The sequence below is a fragment of the Streptomyces sindenensis genome (assembly GCF_014649035.1).
GTDB classification, from domain to species: Bacteria; Actinomycetota; Actinomycetes; order Streptomycetales; family Streptomycetaceae; genus Streptomyces; species Streptomyces sindenensis.
Genome location: NZ_BMSG01000010.1, coordinates 137,795 through 155,724, shown reverse-complemented (window position 1 = coordinate 155,724; position 17,930 = coordinate 137,795). Strand labels below are relative to the sequence as shown.

The following is a 17,930-nucleotide window of genomic DNA, read 5'->3' as shown; positions in this document are numbered from 1 at the left end:
GGTCCATCCGCCCACCTTTTGATCACACGTCACCTCGCTGTCACAGTCACCTCGCTGTCACAAGTCACCTCTCTGTCACACGCACACGTCGCCTTACAGCGAGGCCGACACCGGCCCCCGCCCCTCCCCGACCCCCTGCCGGCGGGTCACGGAGCCGCCGCCGGATCCGGCGCGGGGGCCGAGGGGCCACCGCCCGGTGCGCCGTCCCCCGAGGCGTCGTCGTCGCCCACGGCGATGCCCCGCCGCTTGGAGACGTACACCGCGGCGACGATGATCCCGATGGCGACGACGGCCACCAGCGCCCGCACCCAGGGGTTCGCGTCCGCGCCGTAGCTGAACTGCACGATCGCCGGGGCGATGAGCAGGGCGACCAGGTTCATCACCTTGAGGAGCGGGTTGATCGCCGGGCCCGCCGTGTCCTTGAACGGGTCGCCGACCGTGTCGCCGATGACGGTCGCGGCATGGGCCTCGCTGCCCTTGCCGCCGTGGTGGCCGTCCTCGACGAGCTTCTTGGCGTTGTCCCAGGCGCCGCCGGAGTTGGCGAGGAACACCGCCATCAGCGTTCCGGCGCCGATCGCTCCGGCGAGGTACGAACCGAGCGCGCCGACGCCGAGGGTGAAGCCGACCGCGATCGGCGCCAGCACCGCGAGGAGCCCGGGTGTGGCCAGTTCACGGAGGGCGTCGCGGGTGCAGATGTCGACGACGCGCCCGTACTGCGGCTTCTCGGAGTAGTCCATGATCCCGGGACGCTCGCGGAACTGCCGCCTGACCTCGTAGACCACGGATCCGGCGGACCGGGACACCGCGTTGATGGCGAGCCCGGAGAACAGGAAGACGACCGCCGCGCCCAGGATCAGGCCGACGAGGTTGTTGGGCTGCGAGATGTCCAGGCTCAGCCCGAGCTCGCCCGCCCCGGCCCCGACGTCGTCCACCGCCGTCGCGATGGCGTCGCGGTAGGACCCGAAGAGCGCGGCGGCCGCGAGCACGGCGGTGGCGATGGCGATGCCCTTGGTGATGGCCTTGGTCGTGTTGCCGACCGCGTCCAGGTCGGTGAGCACCTGGGCACCGGCCCCCGTGACGTCGCCGGACATCTCGGCGATGCCCTGGGCGTTGTCGGAGACCGGGCCGAAGGTGTCCATGGCCACGATGACGCCCACCGTGGTGAGGAGCCCCGTTCCGGCGAGCGCGACCGCGAAGAGCGCCAGCATGATCGACGTACCGCCCAGCAGGAACGCCCCGTAGACGCCGAGGCCGATCAGCAGCGCGGTGTAGACGGCCGACTCCAGACCGATGGAGATGCCCGCGAGCACGACGGTGGCCGGGCCGGTCAGCGAGGACTTGCCGATGTCCCGGACGGGGCGGCGGTTGGTCTCGGTGAAGTACCCGGTGAGCTGCTGGATGAGCGCGGCCAGGACGATCCCGATGGCCACCGCGACCAGCGCGAAGACTCGCGGATCGCCGCCGTGCGCGGTGATCGCCCCGTCGGTGACCCCGTCCAGCTCGGCGTACGAGGACGGCAGGTAGGCGAAGGCGGCCACGGCCACGAGGCCGAGCGAGATCAGCGCGGAGATGAAGAAGCCGCGGTTGATCGCGGTCATCCCGCTGCGGTCGGCACGGCGCGGGGCGACCGCGAAGATCCCGATCATCGCGGTGACGACACCGATCGCGGGGACCATCAGAGGGAAGGCGAGACCGGAGTCCCCGAACGCGGCCGTACCGAGGATCAGCGCGGCGACGAGCGTCACGGCGTACGACTCGAAGAGGTCGGCGGCCATGCCCGCGCAGTCGCCGACGTTGTCGCCCACGTTGTCGGCGATGGTGGCGGCGTTACGCGGATCGTCCTCCGGGATGCCCTGCTCCACCTTGCCCACCAGGTCGGCGCCCACGTCCGCGGCCTTGGTGAAGATCCCGCCACCGACCCTCATGAACATCGCGATGAGCGCCGCACCGAGGCCGAACCCCTCCAGCACCTTGGGCGCGTCGGCGGCATAGACGAGCACCACACAGGAGGCCCCGAGCAGACCGAGTCCCACCGTGATCATTCCGACCACACCACCGGTACGGAAAGCGATCTTCATCGCTCTGTGCGAGACGGAGGTGAGATCCTTTTCCGGTTCGCCTTCCGCCGGAGTCGCCTCCCGCGCGGCTGCGGCAACCCGCACATTGCTCCGGACGGCGAGCCGCATGCCGATGTATCCGGTCGCCGCCGAGAAAAGAGCACCCACCAGGAAGAAGAGGGAACGCCCGGCACGCTGCGACCAGTTGTCGGCCGGCAACAGGAACAGCAGGAAGAACACGACGACGGAGAAGACACCCACCGTGCGCAGTTGCCGGGCCAGATAGGCGTTCGCACCCTCCTGGACCGCCGCGGCGATCTCCTTCATCCGTTCGGTGCCCTCACCGGCCGCCAGGACCTGGCGTACGAGCAGCTGGGCGACGATCAGCGCGGCGACGGCGACGACCGCCACGACGATGACGATCAGCCGGTTGCCGTCGGTGAGTACCGCCGCCGCGAGGGAAGCGGGTCGGTCGGAAAGTGCGGATTCTTGCGTCAGTACTGCCATTGGGGTGGTGAAGAACTCCGCCATACGTCCTCCTTGACGCTCAGCGCTCAAGTCGTGGACGGATTGTAGGGAGCGGAACCTGATCAAAACAGTGGGTGGGAAGAGAATTGATCGCGCTCCCCCCAACGCCGAAAGATCAGCGGAGTGATTCTGCTCGAATGCAGTAATGAGGCAGAAGCATTACCCGGAAACCTTCGACGGATCCTCGTCGAGCCCTCAAGGAAAAAGGCCCTGCTCAGCAGGGCCCGGAAAACGAAACATCACGCCGCTCGTATAGCTCTCGCGTGGCTCTCGCATGGCTGGAGACGCACGGGCCGAGCTTCGGGAGCGCGGGCCCAGGGGCACGGGTGCCGGCACGGGCACGGCTATCGGCACAGGAACGGATGACGGATGTAGGACGGAGGTAGGTAGACCCGGGCCCGGCCACAGGCAGACACGATCGTGAGCCTCACGACCAGACCGCGGGCTTCAGGAGCGCGAGGCAACCTCGGGGCCAGGCCACAACCTCAGGGCCGGGCTCCACAGCCCGAGCCCGCACCGCGGCCTCAGGGGCTTACCACGGCGGCGGCTGTGGGCCAGCTCATGCGGATCACTCCGCCCCCCGCACCGGAACGAACCTCCACGTCGTCGACGAGTCCGCTGATGACCGCGAGGCCCATCTCGTCCTCGCCCTCACCGTCGGCCTCGGAGTCGGGCCGCGCGGACCCCGCTCCGGACCCACCGGAGGCGTCACCCGCCCCGGACTCGGCCGGATCGGCGCCGGGGCCGGGAACGCTGTCCCCGACCTCGATGGAGAACGCCTTCTCCTCCTCGGTCAGCGCGACGCTGACCGGCGCGGTGATGCCGTGACTGCGGTGCAGTCCGACAGCGCGGCTGCACGCCTCTCCGACGGCGAGCCTGACCTCGTCGAGCACCGCCTCGTCCACGCCGGCCCGGCGCGCCACGGCGGCCGCCACCAGGCGGGCCGTCCTGACATGTTCAGGCTGGGCGCTGAAGCGGAGTTCAACGGTGGCCATGCCATCCCCCTCGAACGTTCGGGCGTACGCCTCAGGGGGCCCGGGCGTGTCGCCCGGCACCCCTGCTCTTCTCCTCCGGAAGCCGACAAGCCGACAGCCGACCCGAGGGGTCGACCGCCTGCCCGTCGCGGCCCATGCGCTGCCGCTGCCGGCCTGTTCACCGCCTGCCGACCGGCCTGGAGGCCGATCCGCTCCGACCTCAGTCGGTGGCGGCGACAGCCTCGTCGACCGTGGTGTGAATCGGAAACACCTTGGTCAGACCCGTGATCCGGAAGATCTTGAGAATGCGCTCCTGGTTGCAGACCAGGCGCAGCGAGCCCTCATGGGCCCGGACACGCTTCAAGCCACCCACGAGCACGCCGAGGCCGGTGGAGTCGAGGAAGTCGACGCCTTCCATGTCGACAACCAGGTGGTAGCTGCCGTCATTCACCAACTCGACCAACTGCTCGCGCAGCTTGGGCGCGGTATACACATCAATCTCGCCACCGACCTCGACGACCGTACGGTCGCCACCAGGCCCGGACACATTGCGAGTCGACAGGGACAGGTCCACGGATCCTCCAGCACCTTGCTATCGAGCGGTCGCCCCTCGGTCTCCCCGACGGAGGCCAGGGGACGGATCGCCAGCCGCGATGGCATTCAATCATTTACCAGCAGCCATGCACGACGCCTTGGGACCATTGTCCGTCACGCCAGTGACACACTCGGTGCCGATGGCCAAGAATCACCGTCCCGGACGACCAGCCGAGAGCAGGGGCTCGCGCCCCTCTCCCGCCATGATCCTCGACCGGCTCGCCGCAGGGGCGGGCCGGGCCGCGCGCATCACTCATACGGAGCACTTGCCCCCGAGATCGGGAACCCATGCCATCTGGCCGGATCGCGTGCGGCCAGAAGTGATCTCGGCGATCGAAGAAGCCGGGATCGACCATCCGTGGGCGCATCAGGCAGCCGCGGCCGAGCACGCTCTGGACGGCGATTCGGTCGTGATCGCCACCGGCACGGCCTCCGGGAAGTCCCTCGCGTACCTGGCGCCGGTCCTGAGCACCCTCCTGGACGGCTCCGAGGCCCCGAACGGCCGCGGGGCCACCGCCCTGTACCTCGCCCCCACCAAGGCCCTGGCAGCCGATCAGCGGCGCTCGGTGAAGGCCCTCGCGGCCCCGCTCGGCAACGCCGTCCGGCCCGCGGTCTACGACGGCGACACCCCGGTCGAGGAACGCGAATGGGTCCGGCAGTACGCCAACTACGTCCTGACCAACCCCGACATGCTGCACCGCGGCATCCTGCCCTCCCATCCCCGCTGGTCCTCGTTCCTGCGCGCCCTGCGGTTCGTCGTGATCGACGAGTGCCACACCTACCGGGGCGTCTTCGGATCCCATGTCGCCCAGGTACTGCGCCGCCTGCGCCGCCTGTGTGCCCGTTACGGGGCCGATCCGGTCTTCCTGCTCGCCTCGGCCACGTCGGCTGACCCCGCGGTCGCAGCCGGACGCCTGACGGGCCTGCCGGTCGTCGAGGTGTCCGACGACGCATCCCCGCGCGGCGAGCTGGTCTTCGCCCTGTGGGAGCCCCCGCTGACCGACCTGCACGGCGAGAAGGGCGCCCCCGTACGCCGTACCGCGACGGCCGAGACCGCCGACCTGCTCACCGACCTGACCCTCCAGGGCGTCCGCTCGGTCGCCTTCGTACGTTCCCGGCGCGGCGCGGAACTGATCTCGGTGATCGCCAAGGAACGCCTCGCGGAGGTCGACCGCTCGCTGCCGAAGCGGGTCGCCGCCTATCGCGGGGGCTACCTTCCCGAGGAGCGCCGGGCCCTGGAGCGGGCGCTGCACTCCGGCGAACTGCTCGGCCTGGCGGCCACCACCGCCCTGGAGCTCGGCATCGACGTCTCCGGCCTCGACTCGGTGGTCATCTGCGGCTACCCGGGCACACGGGCCTCCCTCTGGCAGCAGGCGGGCCGCGCCGGCCGCTCGGGGCAGGGCGCCCTGGCCGTCCTCGTGGCCCGGGACGACCCGCTGGACACCTATCTGGTGCACCACCCCGAGGCGCTGTTCCGGCAGCCCGTCGAGTCGACGGTGCTGGACCCGGACAACCCCTACGTCCTGGCCCCCCACCTCTGCGCCGCAGCTGCCGAACTCCCGCTCACCGAAGCGGACATCGCCCTCTTCGGCCCCGCCGTGCCCGGACTGCTGCCGCAACTGGAGGCGGCGAAGCTGCTGCGCCGACGGGCGTCGGGCTGGCACTGGACCCGCCGCGAACGGGCCGCCGATCTCGCCGACATCCGGGGCGGAGGCGGCCGCCCCGTCCAGATCGTCGAGGAGGGCACCGGCCGGCTGCTGGGCACCGTCGACGCGGCCGCCGCCCATACGGCCGTCCACGAGGGAGCCGTCCACCTCCACCAGGGCCGCACCCACCTGGTCCGGAAACTGGACCTGGAGGACTCCGTGGCTCTCGTCGAGCAGGCCGAACCCCCGTATTCGACGGTCGCCCGCGACACCACCGCCATCACCGTCCTGGAGACCGACACCGAGATCCCCTGGGGCCAGGGGCGGCTCTGCTACGGCTCCGTCGAGGTCACCAACCAGGTCGTCTCCTTCCTCCGCCGCAAACTGATCACCGGGGAGGTCCTGGGCGAGACCAAGCTCGACCTGCCACCCCGCACACTGCGCACCCGCGCCGTCTGGTGGACGGTGACCGAGGACCAGCTCGACGCCGCCCGCATCAATCCGGAGATCCTCGGCGGCGCCCTGCACGCCGCCGAACACGCCTCGATCGGGCTCCTCCCCCTCTTCGCCACCTGCGACCGCTGGGACATCGGCGGCGTCTCCGTACCGCTGCACCCGGACACCCTCCTGCCGACGGTCTTCGTGTACGACGGCCACCCCGGCGGCGCCGGATTCGCCGAGCGGGCCTTCCACACCGCCCGCTCCTGGCTGACGGCGACGCGGGAGGCCATCGCCTCCTGCGAGTGCGAGGCGGGGTGCCCCTCGTGCATCCAGTCCCCCAAGTGCGGCAACGGCAACGATCCCCTGCACAAACGCGGAGCCGTACGCCTGCTCACCGAACTCCTCAGAGCCGCCCCCGCGGATCCGGACGAAGCAACCGCCCCGGAGGACTGACCCGCCGAGGAGGAAGCCAACGGCCCACCACCACCCCACCGACGAGGTGTCAGGGCTCAACACGCGGCTCAGCCAGAGCATCGCCAGAAGGATCTGCCGGAGGGCGGACGGGGGTAACGGGGGTATCGGTCGGAACCCTGCCCGAAGGGCTTGCCGGAGGCCCGGCCCGGGCCCTGACGGTAGGCAGGTAGGGTCCGAACCCCGAGCGGGCGGTCACATCGGCGACCTCCCCCCGCACCGCGCAGCGAACGACCACGGCGTCCTGCGCCAGGGCCACTCCCCGGGCCGCCGCGCACGCGGCCTCCGCCCCCTCCAACGCCCGGTCCGCAGCCGCGAGAGCCGCCAGATCCGCGGCCCCGCCCGCGCGGTGACGGGCAGCCACGGCCTGTCCCAGCGCGAGCACCACGGCGAACACGGTGCACAGGCCGGCCACGGTGACAGCCGCCCAGACGGTCGCCACACCCCGGTCAGCGCCACCACCCGAGCCCCAGACCCAGACCCGACCTCGAACGCGGCCCCGGCCGACGACACCCCAGCCCCGTCTCCCGCCCATGCCCCAACACCAGCCCTCGCCCCGACCCCAGCCTCGGCTCCGGCCAACAGCGCCCCAGTCTCGGTCCGCCTCCCGGCCCCGCCCCCGGAACACACTCCACCGGCGACGCCTGTCCGGCTCCAGCCCCCAACTCCCAGCTCTCCTCGCCCTCATGGTCCGGCACCCCCCACCGTGTCCTCCGCCAGGGCGGCCGCCTCGGCGCTCAACGTCAGGGCCAGCACACCCGGCCCCCGGGTCGGCGCCTCCACCCGGACGCGCCACATGTCCCCCTCCCTCCCCAGCTCGACCCGGGCCCCCTGGGGCGCCGCGTCACGCGCGGTGTCCAGCACCGCCGTCTCCGGCTCCGAACGGGCCGCGGCCCGAGCGCCCGCCCGCGCCGCATCCACGCACCGGATCTGGTCCGCAGCGGCCAGCAACGCCCATAGCAGGGCCAGGACGAACGCCACCAGCACCGGGATCACCACAGCCGCCTCCGCGGTCACCGCGCCCCGATCGCCGACCCGGCCTCCGCCCCCGTCGCCATCCTCGGCCGGGCCCCGGGGCGACCGACGGGCGCGGCCCCGGTCGAGCCACCAGCAGAGACCTCGGTCGAGGCACCGGAGGAGGCGAGGGCCCCGAGCCCTGAACCGGGCTTCAAGGACGGGCCCCGATCCGATCTCAGAACTTCGCATCGAGCGCGTCCTCGACCAGTGACTGCAGTGCCGACAGCACCGGCCCGCTGTTCACCACCTTGTAGAGCACCGCCGCGAAGGCACACGCCGCGATCGTTATCTTCAGGAACCACTGACTCTCTGGCACATAGGTTCTGCGTGCCAGCCATCACATCCCTGAAAGGTATCTGCTAGGTGTCTGGCACCTCTGGTACGTTCATTGTCATGCCTGCCTCGTACGCCGCCGAACGCGCCGTCTCGCCCCGCGATGAGTCTGTTTCGTGGGTGGTGATCTCTTCCGAGTACGAGCTGCACGTGGAGGCGTGCGCCTTCCTGGCGAGCCTTCGAATGGCATCCCGATCAATCAACACCGAGCGCATCTACGCAGGCCGTGTTGCTCTGTATTTGTCGTACTGCGCGGACCACGGTCTGGACTGGAGGAGGCCGGGTCTGCCGTGGCTGGCCCGGTTCCTGCACTGGATGGTGGACGAGCCGTTGCCACCCAAGGGAGTCAAGGCGCAGGCGGAGCCGCGCTACCGGGAGCAGAAGACCGCCGATGCGATCATGACGACGGTCTGCGGGTTCTTGCAGTTCTGTGGCCAGCAGGGGTGGGTGAGCTCCGAGACTGTCTCTCAGCTGTCCGAGCAGAAGTACCTGTCCTACCTGCCGCCGGGCTATGACGCAGGCGAGGATGGCCAGTTCCGTACGGTGCGGGCGAAGGCGATCAAGTTCTCGGTGGCTGTCGAGGGCTACGAGTGGCTGAATGCCGACCAGTTCGCAACTCTCGTCGGCCTTACGACCCGGGCCAGAGACCGCTTCCTGGTGACGTTGCTGGGCGGTACGGGAATGCGGATCGGCGAGGCCCTGGGGCTGCGGCGTGAGGATATGCACCTGTTGTCGAATTCGGTGGGGCTGGGCTGCCAGGTCGCCGGCCCGCACGTCCACGTTCGGCGGCGGGTCAACTCCAATGGGGCTCTGGCCAAGGCCCGGATGCCCAGGTGGATCCCGGTGACGGACGAGTTGGTGACCCTCTACGCGGACTATGTGTTCGAGAGGGACAAGGTGGCCGAGGCTGCCGATGTGGACATGGTGTTCGTCAATCTGTTCCGGGCCCCTTTGGGGCGGGCGATGACGTACCACAATGCGAAGGACTTGTTCGACCGGTTGGCGAGGAGGGCGGGGTTCCCGGTTCGGCCGCACATGCTGCGGCACACCGCGGCGACCACCTGGATCCGCAACAAGACGCCGCGGGACGTGGTGCAAAACCTGATGGGGCACGTCTCGCCGTCCTCGATGGATCCGTATGTCCACGCCACGGATGAGGACAAGCGGGAGGCCGTGGAGCGGGTCGCGGCCATTCGGAAGGGCCAGGTGCAGGCGTGAGCGGGAACCTCGCGAAGGTCTTCGACATATCCGCTGAGTCCGGTGCCGACTTGAAGGAGTGGGAGGTCTGGCTGAGGTCTCAGTTGATCGAGGGCTGGCGGCCGGGCGAGTGGAACGCGGAGTCGCTGCTGTTCACGGGTGATGTCGATAGTCCGCGGACGGCCGGGTGGCTCTGCATCACCGAGGGTTGCTCGGTAGTGCAGAAGGCCCGCGCCGGAAGGTGCACGGCTTGTGCGAACGCGTTCCGGGCGAGTGGGCTGAGCGAGGAGGAATTCAAGGCCGTCTTCCGGCCGGGCCCCAACCGCAGCTACACCAATGTGGACACGTGCTCGGTGGAGCGGAACGGTGTCCGGTGTCCGCGCGAGTACCACAGCGTCGGGCTTTGCCGGGTCCACAGCATCCAGTGGATCAAGGCGAGCCGGGCTGCCTCTCGGCGCAGGCCGTTCGACGGGACGCTGGAGGAGTGGATGCGCGATATCGCCGTCCCCTTTGAGGCCCCTTTGGCCAAGTGTCGGGTTCTCGCCTGCACGCTGGAGCAGGCGGCAGCGCAGACGGGTCTGTGCCGTGTCCACACCCGGCGCTGGCGGGTGCACCAGGAGTCTGTCGACCACGTCCCGGACCTGAGTGACTGGATCGTGCACGAGACGCCGTATCTGTCCGCTCACCAGTTCTCCCTGGCCCCGCTCAGCGAGCTGGGGCGGCTGGAGGTGCTCTACGCCATCCAGCAGCGTGACCTGCGCAACCAGTTCGTGGATCCGGGTTCTCTGCGCAGCGCCATCCAGCGGCTCGTGGGAGTCCCCAGTCTGCTGGCCGGAGGGCCCGAGGTCTTCGTGCCTTCCCAACCGACGGGCAGAAACGTTGAGTCCTTGATCCGGGACATCGGCTGGACGATCAATCATGGCTACGACCAACTCCGGGGTATCGCGCCCACGGACAAGCTGGTCTGGGACATGAAGGCGGTGGGCCATCCGACAAAGTTCCGCAACGAAGGACCGCGGAACCGCAGTGGCACCGTGGACTTCTCGGTGATCAGGCAGCCCTGGCTGCGTGAGGCCGTCATGGAGTGGGCACGCTCGACCCGTCCGGCCAGCGACCGGTTCCGCAGGCATGTGCTTGGTTGCACGGTCGCCTCAAAGGTGCTGAGCCGGCTGCCGGGCGGGGGGATGGAGCCGTCTGAACTTCGGTTCGCCGAGATGAATTTGGTTGTGGACGCTTTCCGTGACCTGCGCAAGGAGGACGGCGATCTCCAGACCAGCAGCAATCGCGGTGCCCAGCTGACGGCGATGTTCACGGTGTTGGACTTCGGTCGCAGTGCGGGTCTTCTGGATGACCTGCACGGGACGTTCTCCCGGCACAGCTCGCACCGGATTGCGCGCGAGGAGCCCAACGAGGACGAGATCGGCAAGGCCATCCCGGAGTCAGTGATCCGCCAGCTGGACCCCCACCTTGAGAGGCTGGGCCGCGACTTCCCCTACCGCGGATACGCGGCGGCCGACATCGAGGCAATGCTCCAGGCCGTATACCGGGTCATGCGGGACACCGGCCGACGCCCGCGTGAGGTGGCGAGCCTGAAGCGAGACTGCTTGGAGTTCGCGGACAACGACTGCTTCCTGGTCTGGAACAACTACAAGAGCAAGCGGCATCGCCGGCGACTGCCGATCACCCGGGAGACTGCCGCGGATCTCCAGGCGTGGGTCGAGCGTCGGGAGAGCCTGGTCGCCGCGCCGGCACGAAGCAGCGCCTACCTCTTCCCGGCCATCTCCGAAACGAGCCGGTATCCGCACATGGAGTCGGGCGTCTTCTCCCGGGCACTGCGACAGTGGGTCCAGTCGCTGGAGGCGATCCATTCGGAGGGCACAGGCCGGGACGGCCTCCCGGTCCCCTTCGACCGGGAGAAGATCTTTCCCTACGCGTTCCGGCACTCCTACGCTCAGCGGCACGCAGACGCCGGGGTTCCGATCGACGTGCTCAAAGAGCTCATGGATCACAAAAGTGTCAATACCACGGCCCGGTACTACAAGGTTTCCCTCAAGCGGAAGCAGGAGGCCGTCAAGAAGATGCGGCTGCACGTCGTTGACCGCGAGGGCAACCCGGCGCCGATGGCGTCGAACAAGGCTTACGAGCTGCGGTCGGTGGCGGTGCCCTTCGGCGGGTGTGTCGAGCCGTCGAACGTGAAAGCGGGCGGCCATGCCTGCCCGATCCGTTTCCAGTGCGCCGGCTGCGGCTTCTACCGTCCCGACCCGTCCTACCTGGCGTCGATCGAGGACCAGATCCGCGACCTGAAGGCGGACAAGGAGACCGCGCTGGCGATGGGCACGGCCGAGTACGTCATCCGCAATCTGCAAGATCAGATCGACTCGTTCAAGCAGGTCGCTGAGAACATGCGCAAGCAGATCGAGAAGCTGCCGGAGCAGGAACGCGAGGAACTGATGGAGTCGGTGAAGGTCTTGAGGAAGACCAGGGCGGCCATGGGCCGCACCATGTTGCCGTTGACCGTGATCAACAGCCGGGAGTCGAGCTCGTGACCGGCAAGCGCACCCCCAGCGAGGTCCTGGCTGCATCTCGCCGCAAAGACAGCCGCGAGAAGCGGGCCAAGGTCCTGGCGGTCGTGGACGAAATGGCTGCCCGCGGCGAGACGGTCACCTTCGCGGGCGTTGCCAAGACCGCCGGGGTCTCGAACTGGCTGGTCTACGCGGAGGGGGTGCGCGAGCACATCGAAGCCGCCCGCAAGAAGCAGGAGGGCCAGCCCCGCAGGACGGCCCGGGCGGGACAGACGGCGAGTGCGGCGAGCCTGCAGACGGACCTGGAGCTGTCCCGGCAGCAGGTCACCACCCTGCGGGCCGAGCGGGACCAGCTCAAGGCCGCTCTGCAGCGGCAGTTGGGACAGCAGCTTGACCAGGTCGGCACCGCAGACCTCGTGGCACGGGTGGATGAGCTTACCCGCCAGAATGATGAACTGGTGGGCAAGACAGCCCGGCTGCGGCGGGAGAAGACCGAGCTGGAGGAGAGCCTGCGGGAGACCGAGGAGGACCTGGCAGCAGCCCGCTCCAGTCTGCGGCGGATGATCCGAGCCGAGAACGCGGGCCCTGCCCCAGCCTGATGCCGAAGTCGGCGGCGCCTAAGCGGGTCCGGACAGCGGCCTCTGGCAGGTCTCGCCGTCAGGCCAGGAGCCCGTTCTCCCCGAGGTCATGGGCCGCCGTGCGCAAAAATGCGTTGTACGCATCGCGGGCCTCCGACTGCAGGCGATCGAGGTCAGGCGTCTCTGGATCCAGACCGTCTTCTGCCAGTAGCTCGATGTAGCCCGGCGAGGGCGGCGTCAGAGGGCCGGTATCCAGGTCCTGCCCCATGTTCGCGGCGATGGCGCGGCCGGTCGCTCTGCTCAGCAGTACGCATCTCTTGGCCACCTCCTGCGCGGCGTCAGCCACTGGGCGCGTAGCGTCCAGGCGAAGGAGGACCCGCTCTCGCTGGACCTCGTTCTGTCGGTACCTGAGCGCCTTCTTCCACCGCTTGTGCGCATCCTCGATCCACTCATTGCGCTGATCTGGGAAACGCTCAACGCGTTCAAGGGGGATCAGCGTGGTGGAGAGCATCTCTAGGTAACGCCCGGATGTCTCGGCGAAGCTGGTGTAGGTGGCCCGCCGAGACTCCCGCAGCGTCCGAAAAGCCTCGGCCTTGACCTGATGGCGGGCCGTGCTGCGGGTGAGGAGGGCCGCGGCGGCACCCGTTACTGCCGTACCGAGGGCTCCGACGGTGGCACCGAGCACGGCGGCGAGTCCTGCGTCCATCGCGTCACTGTCGCGGCCAACGTATGGGCAGCGCGAGACGATGATCGGCCAACTAAGAGCTGCCTGTGCCGTCGCGTGAGTGGCGGCGCCCTACGGCCTCAGCCTTCGTGCACTGGCTGCTGTGGCCCGCGCAGTGGTCCACAACCCCCTGGTCGAGGGCCACGTGGTAGTGCTGGGCGCCGGAGGCGCAATCGACGACGAGCTGGGGGTCGCCGAGGTCCAAGCCCTGGCTGAAGCCGTTCATTACCCAGGTCAGGGGAACTGCGAGGGCCATAAAGTCGGTGGCGCGGGTGTGCTTGCGACGGCCGTCCGCGTTCTTGTGGACACAGCGGTTGGGGCGTCCCCGCAGCTCGTCGCAGATGAAGCTGATCACGCGGGTGAGGACGTCCGGACGGCGCAGGGCCTCATCGCGCAGGGCACGAACCTTGTGCTCGTCGAATTCGGGGTAGTCGCCGTCGAACAGCGTGTGGTGGTTCGGGCAGAGGGGCACGACATTGCCAAGGTGGTGGAACAAGCTGTGGCGGTGTTGCTCGGCGACGTGCGCAAACCGGTCGGGCAGGCCTTCGAGCTTGCCCTCCGCGGTCTGGCGGATCGTCGGCCAGTTGCGAATGTGCGCCATCTCCGGGCGAGGCCGGGTCGTACCGCACTCCAGACACGCCTCGCCGAAGATCTTCCTGACGGCGCGAAGCAGGACGTCGGGGTTGCTCGGCCGGTCTCCGCTTCTCGCCATACGAACACCGTAAGGCGCTGGACTGACAACCCCCATCGGTAGTGGGCGAGATGCCCTGGAGCTCAGGCTGCGGCCTCGAGCAAGTCTGGGCCTCCAGTGAGGTCCAGGAGCTTCGCGGCCAGGCCGTCGGGGCCGAGGTGGGCAAGGGCCCACAGAGCGGTCACGCGCCGGGCGGAGGCCCAGATCCCAGTGGTCGGGGGCAGGAACAGGGCTACGGCGATGCCGCGGGCGGTGAACGGGGCCGGGTCGAGATACGTCATCCCGCCGGTCCCGCACAGATACGCGCCGGCCCCGGCGGCGGTGGTGAGGTCGGCAAGCCGTTCGGATCTCTCGGGCCGGGTGGGCAGCCCGCCGGCGGTGAGGACGCGGCCCGGCCAGCCGAGGAGGTCCAGCAGGATGCGGGTGGAGGTCTCGGCGACGGTGGCGGTCCGGCCGGTGTCGAATGCGGCCCAGACCGGTTCCAGGGCCGCCTGGAGGGCGGGCCAGTGGGGGCTGGTCCGGTATTCCTGTCGGATCATCGCCTCCGTTCGCCGCCGGGCCGAGGCGGGGTCGGCGATCAGGGCGTCCCGGATGGCGGTCTGGCGGCCCTGGGGCAGGTGGGTGGGGATGGACAGCCACCGGGTCCGGTCTGGGTCCGACAGGGCGGCGAGGCGGGTGCGGTGCTGGTAGTCGCGGCGGGTGAACTGGACGTCGTCGAGGACGATCCAGGTGTCCGCCGCGAACAGCTTGGCCAGGGTGGTCAGCCTCGGGAACAGGTTGGGCTGATGCACGGCACACAGCCCGCGCGGGCCGGGCTGGTCAGGAGATGAGGCGGCTGGTGAAGCCGTCACGGATGAGGGACTCGTATGCGGCATGCACGTCCTCCGGGACGTCCTGGGCGATGGCGAAGCCCTGCTTCGGATACTCGATGACCCGCTGGAGATCGCCGACGAGCATGTCCACCACGAGCTTCTCGTCGCCGATGGACTTGAAGTAGTCGTCCAGCTCCAGGGGCTCCGACGCGCACACAATGTCGACGTCGGGCCACAGCTTGCGGGCGGTGGCGAAGGACCGCCTCTCCATATAGGGCTTGGAGACCAACAGCACCGTGGTCGGGACGATGCCGGCCGCGGCCAGCAGGTCGCGGGTGAGGGTGATGTTCTGGCCGGTGTTCGCGGCGTTCGGCTCGACGAGGATCGCGGAGTCGGGGACGCCGAGTTCGAGCGCGTGCTCGCGGAAGTGGACGGCCTCGCCGCGGGGGAAGCGGGCCCTCGTGGTGGGGCTGTTGCCGCCGGTGAACACCAGCGTCGGGAACAGGCCGCGGTGATAGAGGTCAGCGGCGGCCGCGGCGACGCCGAGATCGTGACTGCCCAGGCCGATCGCCACGTCGACGGGCCGGACCTGGTGTTGCATCTGGTGGTAGTCCCAGATCAGCTTGGTCCGGCGCCACTGGTCCTCGGTGATGGTCTGCTGGTTGTCGCCCACGCTTGTTGTCTCCCTGGTCACCGGCTGGCGGGGCCGGACGGCCCCGTGCTCATGGCCTTGATGTTCTCGATGCTGGCCAGCTGGTGGGACAGCCCGAAACGGGCGGCCATGGTCGCGGCCTTGTCGAGGACGTGAAGGCCATCATCGCGGGTCGCGGGGTCGCTCAGCAGGATGTGTCCGTGGGCGGTGTCCAGACGGACCTTCTGCATGGGGGCGTCGGTGGTGGCGGTGCCGCGGGCGACGGTAATGAAGTGCAGGGCGGAGGAGAGGTCGCCGGCGCCGCGGTGGGCCAGGGCGATTTTCTGGTGGGCCACCGACCAGTCTTCCGGTTCGGCGAGGTCCTCGAAGTCGCGGGTCGCGGCCAGCATCACGCGGGTCGCATAGTCGTGCTGGCCGTCCTTGCTCAGCGCGGTCCCCACCCACAGCCGGGACCGGGCCCGGTCCCGGCGGGAGAGCCGGTCGTCGACCGCGAGGTGCTCGTACTGGCGGGCGGCGGTCTCCAGCTTCCCGGACATCTCGGCGACCACGGCGAGGGACAGGTCGAGCTGAGCGATGCGGCGGGGGATGTCGAGCTGGGTGAACAGCGACTTGGCGGTGACATAGGAACGCTGGGCGGACAAGGGTCCGACCACGCTGCCCTGGTCGCGCTGGAGGTCGCCGAGGAGGGCGGTCGAGCGGGCGAAGAGATACAGGCCCCTGTCATCGAGCCGCAGTGGGGTGAAACGGCTGGTCCACCGGCTGATGAGGCTCTCGGCGAAGGTGAAGTCCTGCCTTGCCAGGGCGACCACGGCCCGGTCGAGGTCGTCGGTCCACGACTCGTACTCCCAGGCCAGCGGCCCAGCGGGCGTCACCCGCCGGCCCGGGGCCTCCGTCCCGGGGCGTCCGGCCTCGGACAGGAACGTCTCGAACCGCAGATGGGCGGCGGCGTCCGCGCGGGCCAGGGCCGTGTCGAGGATCGCCTGGGTGTCCGGGCGGGGCTCGGTTAACGCCTGGAGCTTCTCCCACTTGGAGACGGTCCGCACGCCGACACCGAGGTGTTCGGCGAACGCGCGGACGCTCAGCCGCAGCGCGAGCCGGAGTGCCTTGGCCTCCAGCCCGGTCCAGTGGTGCACGGTCGCCACACGTCGCTCCCTTCCCGCCGTCATCGAAGCACGGTCGGGCCGGGTGGGGAGACGCAAGTGCCACGGAAGTGCAACAGGCGGTCATTCCCCGGTGGTTGGGGCGGGGCCAGGCTGACCAGTGACATCAGTTACCGGACCTTTGGATGGTTGCGAACGATGGAGCCCCTCACCGAGCATCGCGGCGTCAGCGGCCCGGTCGTCTATGGCTTCCTGAGGCTGGTGCGGGTCTCCCGGGCCCGTCAGGACGCTCTGCACGACGCTCTGGCCGAGTACTGCCGCCGGCACGAGCTCGCCCTGCACGGGGTCTTCACCGAACGGGCGGCCGGCACCGAGCGGTCGGCCGCGTTCACCGGCCTGCTGGACGTCCTGGAACTGCACGGCACCTACGGCGTCGTCCTGCCCGCCCTCTCGCACCTCGGGCCGAAGGCGATAGCCGCCCCCCGCCAAGCCCGGATCACCACCTCCGGCGCCCGGCTGCTGCTGGTCCGCGGCCCCCGCTCGGACACCTCCGGCCCCGCCGGGGCCAGGCCCGAACGAGCCCGCCGCCGCAGTCCCGCCCCCGCCTTGGACCACGACACGTGAGGCCCCCATGCCTGAAGCGACGCAGAGGTTCTTCGACCACCGGCCCGAGTCGGTCAAAGCGGCACGTGACTTCACCACCCGGACCCTGAGGGCCTGGGGCCTGGACGAAACCGGCGACATCCGCCTGGTCGTCTCGGAACTCGCCACCAACGCGCTCGCCCACGGCAGCGACGCCGAGCACGGCTTCCTCGTCCGTCTGGAGCCCGACGACGGCGGGATCCGCCTGGAAGTCCACGACAGCCGCGACTTGCACCAGCCCCTGACCGGGCCCGCCTTCCCGGACCCGGCGGCGGACGAGACCGGCCGGGGCCTGGTGATCGTCACCGCCCTCGCCGCCCGCTGGGGCATCGATCCCCGCCGGCCGTTCGGAAAGATCGTCTGGTCCCACTTCCCCACCACCCCGTCGGCCACGACCGTCCGGGCCGTTGAAGAGGCCCAGACGTGCTGACCTGCACCGCCCCCGCAACCGGCCCGGACACCGGGCTGCTGGCCTCGCTGGGCGCCTGGACCTGGCCCGGCACCGCCGCCGACGGACAGCAGGTCGCCCACCTCCTGCTGGCCCACCGCCTCGGCCGCACCAGCCACGACACCCCCGCCGCGATCGAGGCCCGCATGCGGCACCTCGCCGAGACCCTCGGCGGTCTCGCCCGGGCCGAGGACCCGGCCCCCGAGACCCTCGGAACCCTGGCGACCGTCGGCTCACACGTCCTGCTGAGGTTCCCCGGCGCCCGCTGGGGCCTGAAACTGCCCGCCCATCCGCAGTGGACCCGACTCGTCCACGACAACGGCAGGGCCGCCCTGGTCCTCGGGCTCGACCCGCTCGCCCAGTGGGCCGACGCACCCCGCGTCGACGCCTACCTCGACGCCGCCCTCGCCCGCGGCCGACTGCTGTTCGGCTTCGCCCGTCGCACCTCCCGCACCGCCTGAACCACCCAGCCCCCATGCACCGCCCGACTCATCACCGGAGAG

General features: G+C 69.8%; 17 protein-coding genes and 1 pseudogene. 7 read left to right on the top strand and 11 right to left on the bottom strand.

Annotated features, from left to right (window positions below; all coding sequences use genetic code 11):
* Positions 1–146: 146 nt before the first annotated feature.
* From IE145_RS14395 to IE145_RS14385, 3 genes are all read right to left on the bottom strand, one after another.
* The gene (locus IE145_RS14395; RefSeq protein WP_189525443.1) at positions 147–2,588 is read right to left on the bottom strand and encodes a sodium-translocating pyrophosphatase; all 2,442 of its coding nucleotides are present in this window, start codon (positions 2,586–2,588) and stop codon (positions 147–149) included.
* Positions 2,589–3,109: 521 nt separating this feature from the next.
* On the bottom strand, positions 3,110–3,580 hold the full coding sequence (locus IE145_RS14390; protein WP_189525442.1) for an ATP-binding protein: 471 nt from the start codon (positions 3,578–3,580) through the stop codon (positions 3,110–3,112).
* 199 nt (positions 3,581–3,779) lie between these two features.
* A complete protein-coding gene (locus tag IE145_RS14385) occupies positions 3,780–4,133 on the bottom strand; it encodes an STAS domain-containing protein (RefSeq protein WP_003967428.1) in 354 nt (117 codons plus the stop codon).
* Between the two features lie 79 nt (positions 4,134–4,212).
* Here IE145_RS14385 and sftH point away from each other — a divergent pair, with 79 nt between their 5' ends.
* Entirely contained in the window at positions 4,213–6,693 is a 2,481-nt protein-coding gene (sftH, locus tag IE145_RS14380; RefSeq protein WP_189525441.1) for a DEAD/DEAH box helicase, read from the top strand.
* A 49-nt stretch (positions 6,694–6,742) separates the two neighbouring features.
* On the opposite strand, the gene IE145_RS14375 is transcribed toward sftH, so the two are convergent.
* From IE145_RS14375 to IE145_RS14365, 3 genes and pseudogenes are all read right to left on the bottom strand, one after another.
* A complete protein-coding gene (locus IE145_RS14375; protein WP_229825551.1) occupies positions 6,743–7,246 on the bottom strand; it encodes an Rv3654c family TadE-like protein in 504 nt (167 codons plus the stop codon).
* 149 nt (positions 7,247–7,395) lie between these two features.
* Positions 7,396–7,728: a TadE family type IV pilus minor pilin gene (locus IE145_RS14370; RefSeq protein ID WP_189525439.1), complete on the bottom strand. Its 333-nt coding sequence runs from the start codon at positions 7,726–7,728 to the stop codon at positions 7,396–7,398.
* 175 nt (positions 7,729–7,903) lie between these two features.
* Positions 7,904–8,014: pseudogene (locus IE145_RS14365) on the bottom strand (DUF4244 domain-containing protein); the annotation flags it as partial.
* Between the two features lie 107 nt (positions 8,015–8,121).
* Here IE145_RS14365 and IE145_RS14360 point away from each other — a divergent pair.
* Genes IE145_RS14360 through IE145_RS14350 form a run of 3 tightly spaced genes read left to right on the top strand, consistent with a single transcriptional unit; the run spans position 8,122 to position 12,379 of the window.
* Positions 8,122–9,279 carry a tyrosine-type recombinase/integrase gene (locus IE145_RS14360; RefSeq protein WP_189525438.1) on the top strand — a complete coding sequence of 386 codons (1,158 nt, stop codon included), beginning with the start codon at positions 8,122–8,124 and terminating at the stop codon, positions 9,277–9,279.
* A complete protein-coding gene (locus IE145_RS14355; RefSeq protein WP_189525437.1) occupies positions 9,276–11,804 on the top strand; it encodes a tyrosine-type recombinase/integrase in 2,529 nt (842 codons plus the stop codon). Before IE145_RS14360 ends, IE145_RS14355 begins: the two co-directional genes overlap by 4 nt.
* Positions 11,801–12,379 carry a DUF6262 family protein gene (locus IE145_RS14350; protein WP_189525436.1) on the top strand — a complete coding sequence of 193 codons (579 nt, stop codon included), beginning with the start codon at positions 11,801–11,803 and terminating at the stop codon, positions 12,377–12,379. The genes IE145_RS14355 and IE145_RS14350 overlap by 4 nt, the downstream gene beginning before the upstream one ends.
* A 58-nt stretch (positions 12,380–12,437) precedes the next feature.
* Here IE145_RS14350 and IE145_RS14345 read toward each other — a convergent pair whose 3' ends face one another.
* The 5 genes from IE145_RS14345 to IE145_RS14325 form a co-directional block, all read right to left on the bottom strand.
* Entirely contained in the window at positions 12,438–13,064 is a 627-nt protein-coding gene (locus IE145_RS14345; RefSeq protein WP_189525435.1) for a hypothetical protein, read from the bottom strand.
* A 52-nt stretch (positions 13,065–13,116) separates the two neighbouring features.
* Positions 13,117–13,794: an HNH endonuclease gene (locus IE145_RS14340; RefSeq protein WP_189525434.1), complete on the bottom strand. Its 678-nt coding sequence runs from the start codon at positions 13,792–13,794 to the stop codon at positions 13,117–13,119.
* 62 nt (positions 13,795–13,856) lie between these two features.
* The gene (locus IE145_RS14335; protein ID WP_229825555.1) at positions 13,857–14,573 is read right to left on the bottom strand and encodes a WbqC family protein; all 717 of its coding nucleotides are present in this window, start codon (positions 14,571–14,573) and stop codon (positions 13,857–13,859) included.
* 19 nt (positions 14,574–14,592) lie between these two features.
* Complete coding sequence (locus IE145_RS14330; protein ID WP_189525432.1) at positions 14,593–15,258, bottom strand: YdcF family protein; 666 nt, start codon at positions 15,256–15,258, stop codon at positions 14,593–14,595.
* Positions 15,259–15,275: 17 nt separating this feature from the next.
* A complete protein-coding gene (locus tag IE145_RS14325; protein ID WP_189525431.1) occupies positions 15,276–16,379 on the bottom strand; it encodes a helix-turn-helix domain-containing protein in 1,104 nt (367 codons plus the stop codon).
* 156 nt (positions 16,380–16,535) lie between these two features.
* Between IE145_RS14325 and IE145_RS14320 the strand changes: the two genes are divergently transcribed.
* The 3 genes from IE145_RS14320 to IE145_RS14310 are packed head-to-tail and all read left to right on the top strand — an operon-like array spanning position 16,536 to position 17,888.
* Positions 16,536–16,961, top strand: coding sequence for a hypothetical protein (locus IE145_RS14320; protein ID WP_189525430.1), 426 nt, complete (start codon positions 16,536–16,538; stop codon positions 16,959–16,961).
* 7 nt (positions 16,962–16,968) lie between these two features.
* Positions 16,969–17,409: an ATP-binding protein gene (locus IE145_RS14315; RefSeq protein WP_189525429.1), complete on the top strand. Its 441-nt coding sequence runs from the start codon at positions 16,969–16,971 to the stop codon at positions 17,407–17,409.
* On the top strand, positions 17,403–17,888 hold the full coding sequence (locus tag IE145_RS14310) for a hypothetical protein (protein WP_189525428.1): 486 nt from the start codon (positions 17,403–17,405) through the stop codon (positions 17,886–17,888). Before IE145_RS14315 ends, IE145_RS14310 begins: the two co-directional genes overlap by 7 nt.
* Positions 17,889–17,930 lie beyond the last annotated feature (42 nt).

Coding starts and splice junctions, on each gene's coding strand:
- IE145_RS14340 (WP_189525434.1), bottom strand. CDS start 13,794: ATGGCGAGAAGCGGAGACCGGCCGAGCAACCCCGACGTCCTGCTTCGC.
- IE145_RS14315 (WP_189525429.1), top strand. CDS start 16,969: ATGCCTGAAGCGACGCAGAGGTTCTTCGACCACCGGCCCGAGTCGGTC.
- sftH (WP_189525441.1), top strand. CDS start 4,213: ATGGCATTCAATCATTTACCAGCAGCCATGCACGACGCCTTGGGACCA.
- IE145_RS14360 (WP_189525438.1), top strand. CDS start 8,122: ATGCCTGCCTCGTACGCCGCCGAACGCGCCGTCTCGCCCCGCGATGAG.
- IE145_RS14395 (WP_189525443.1), bottom strand. CDS start 2,588: ATGGCGGAGTTCTTCACCACCCCAATGGCAGTACTGACGCAAGAATCC.
- IE145_RS14390 (WP_189525442.1), bottom strand. CDS start 3,580: ATGGCCACCGTTGAACTCCGCTTCAGCGCCCAGCCTGAACATGTCAGG.
- IE145_RS14345 (WP_189525435.1), bottom strand. CDS start 13,064: ATGGACGCAGGACTCGCCGCCGTGCTCGGTGCCACCGTCGGAGCCCTC.
- IE145_RS14320 (WP_189525430.1), top strand. CDS start 16,536: ATGGAGCCCCTCACCGAGCATCGCGGCGTCAGCGGCCCGGTCGTCTAT.
- IE145_RS14375 (WP_229825551.1), bottom strand. CDS start 7,246: ATGGGCGGGAGACGGGGCTGGGGTGTCGTCGGCCGGGGCCGCGTTCGA.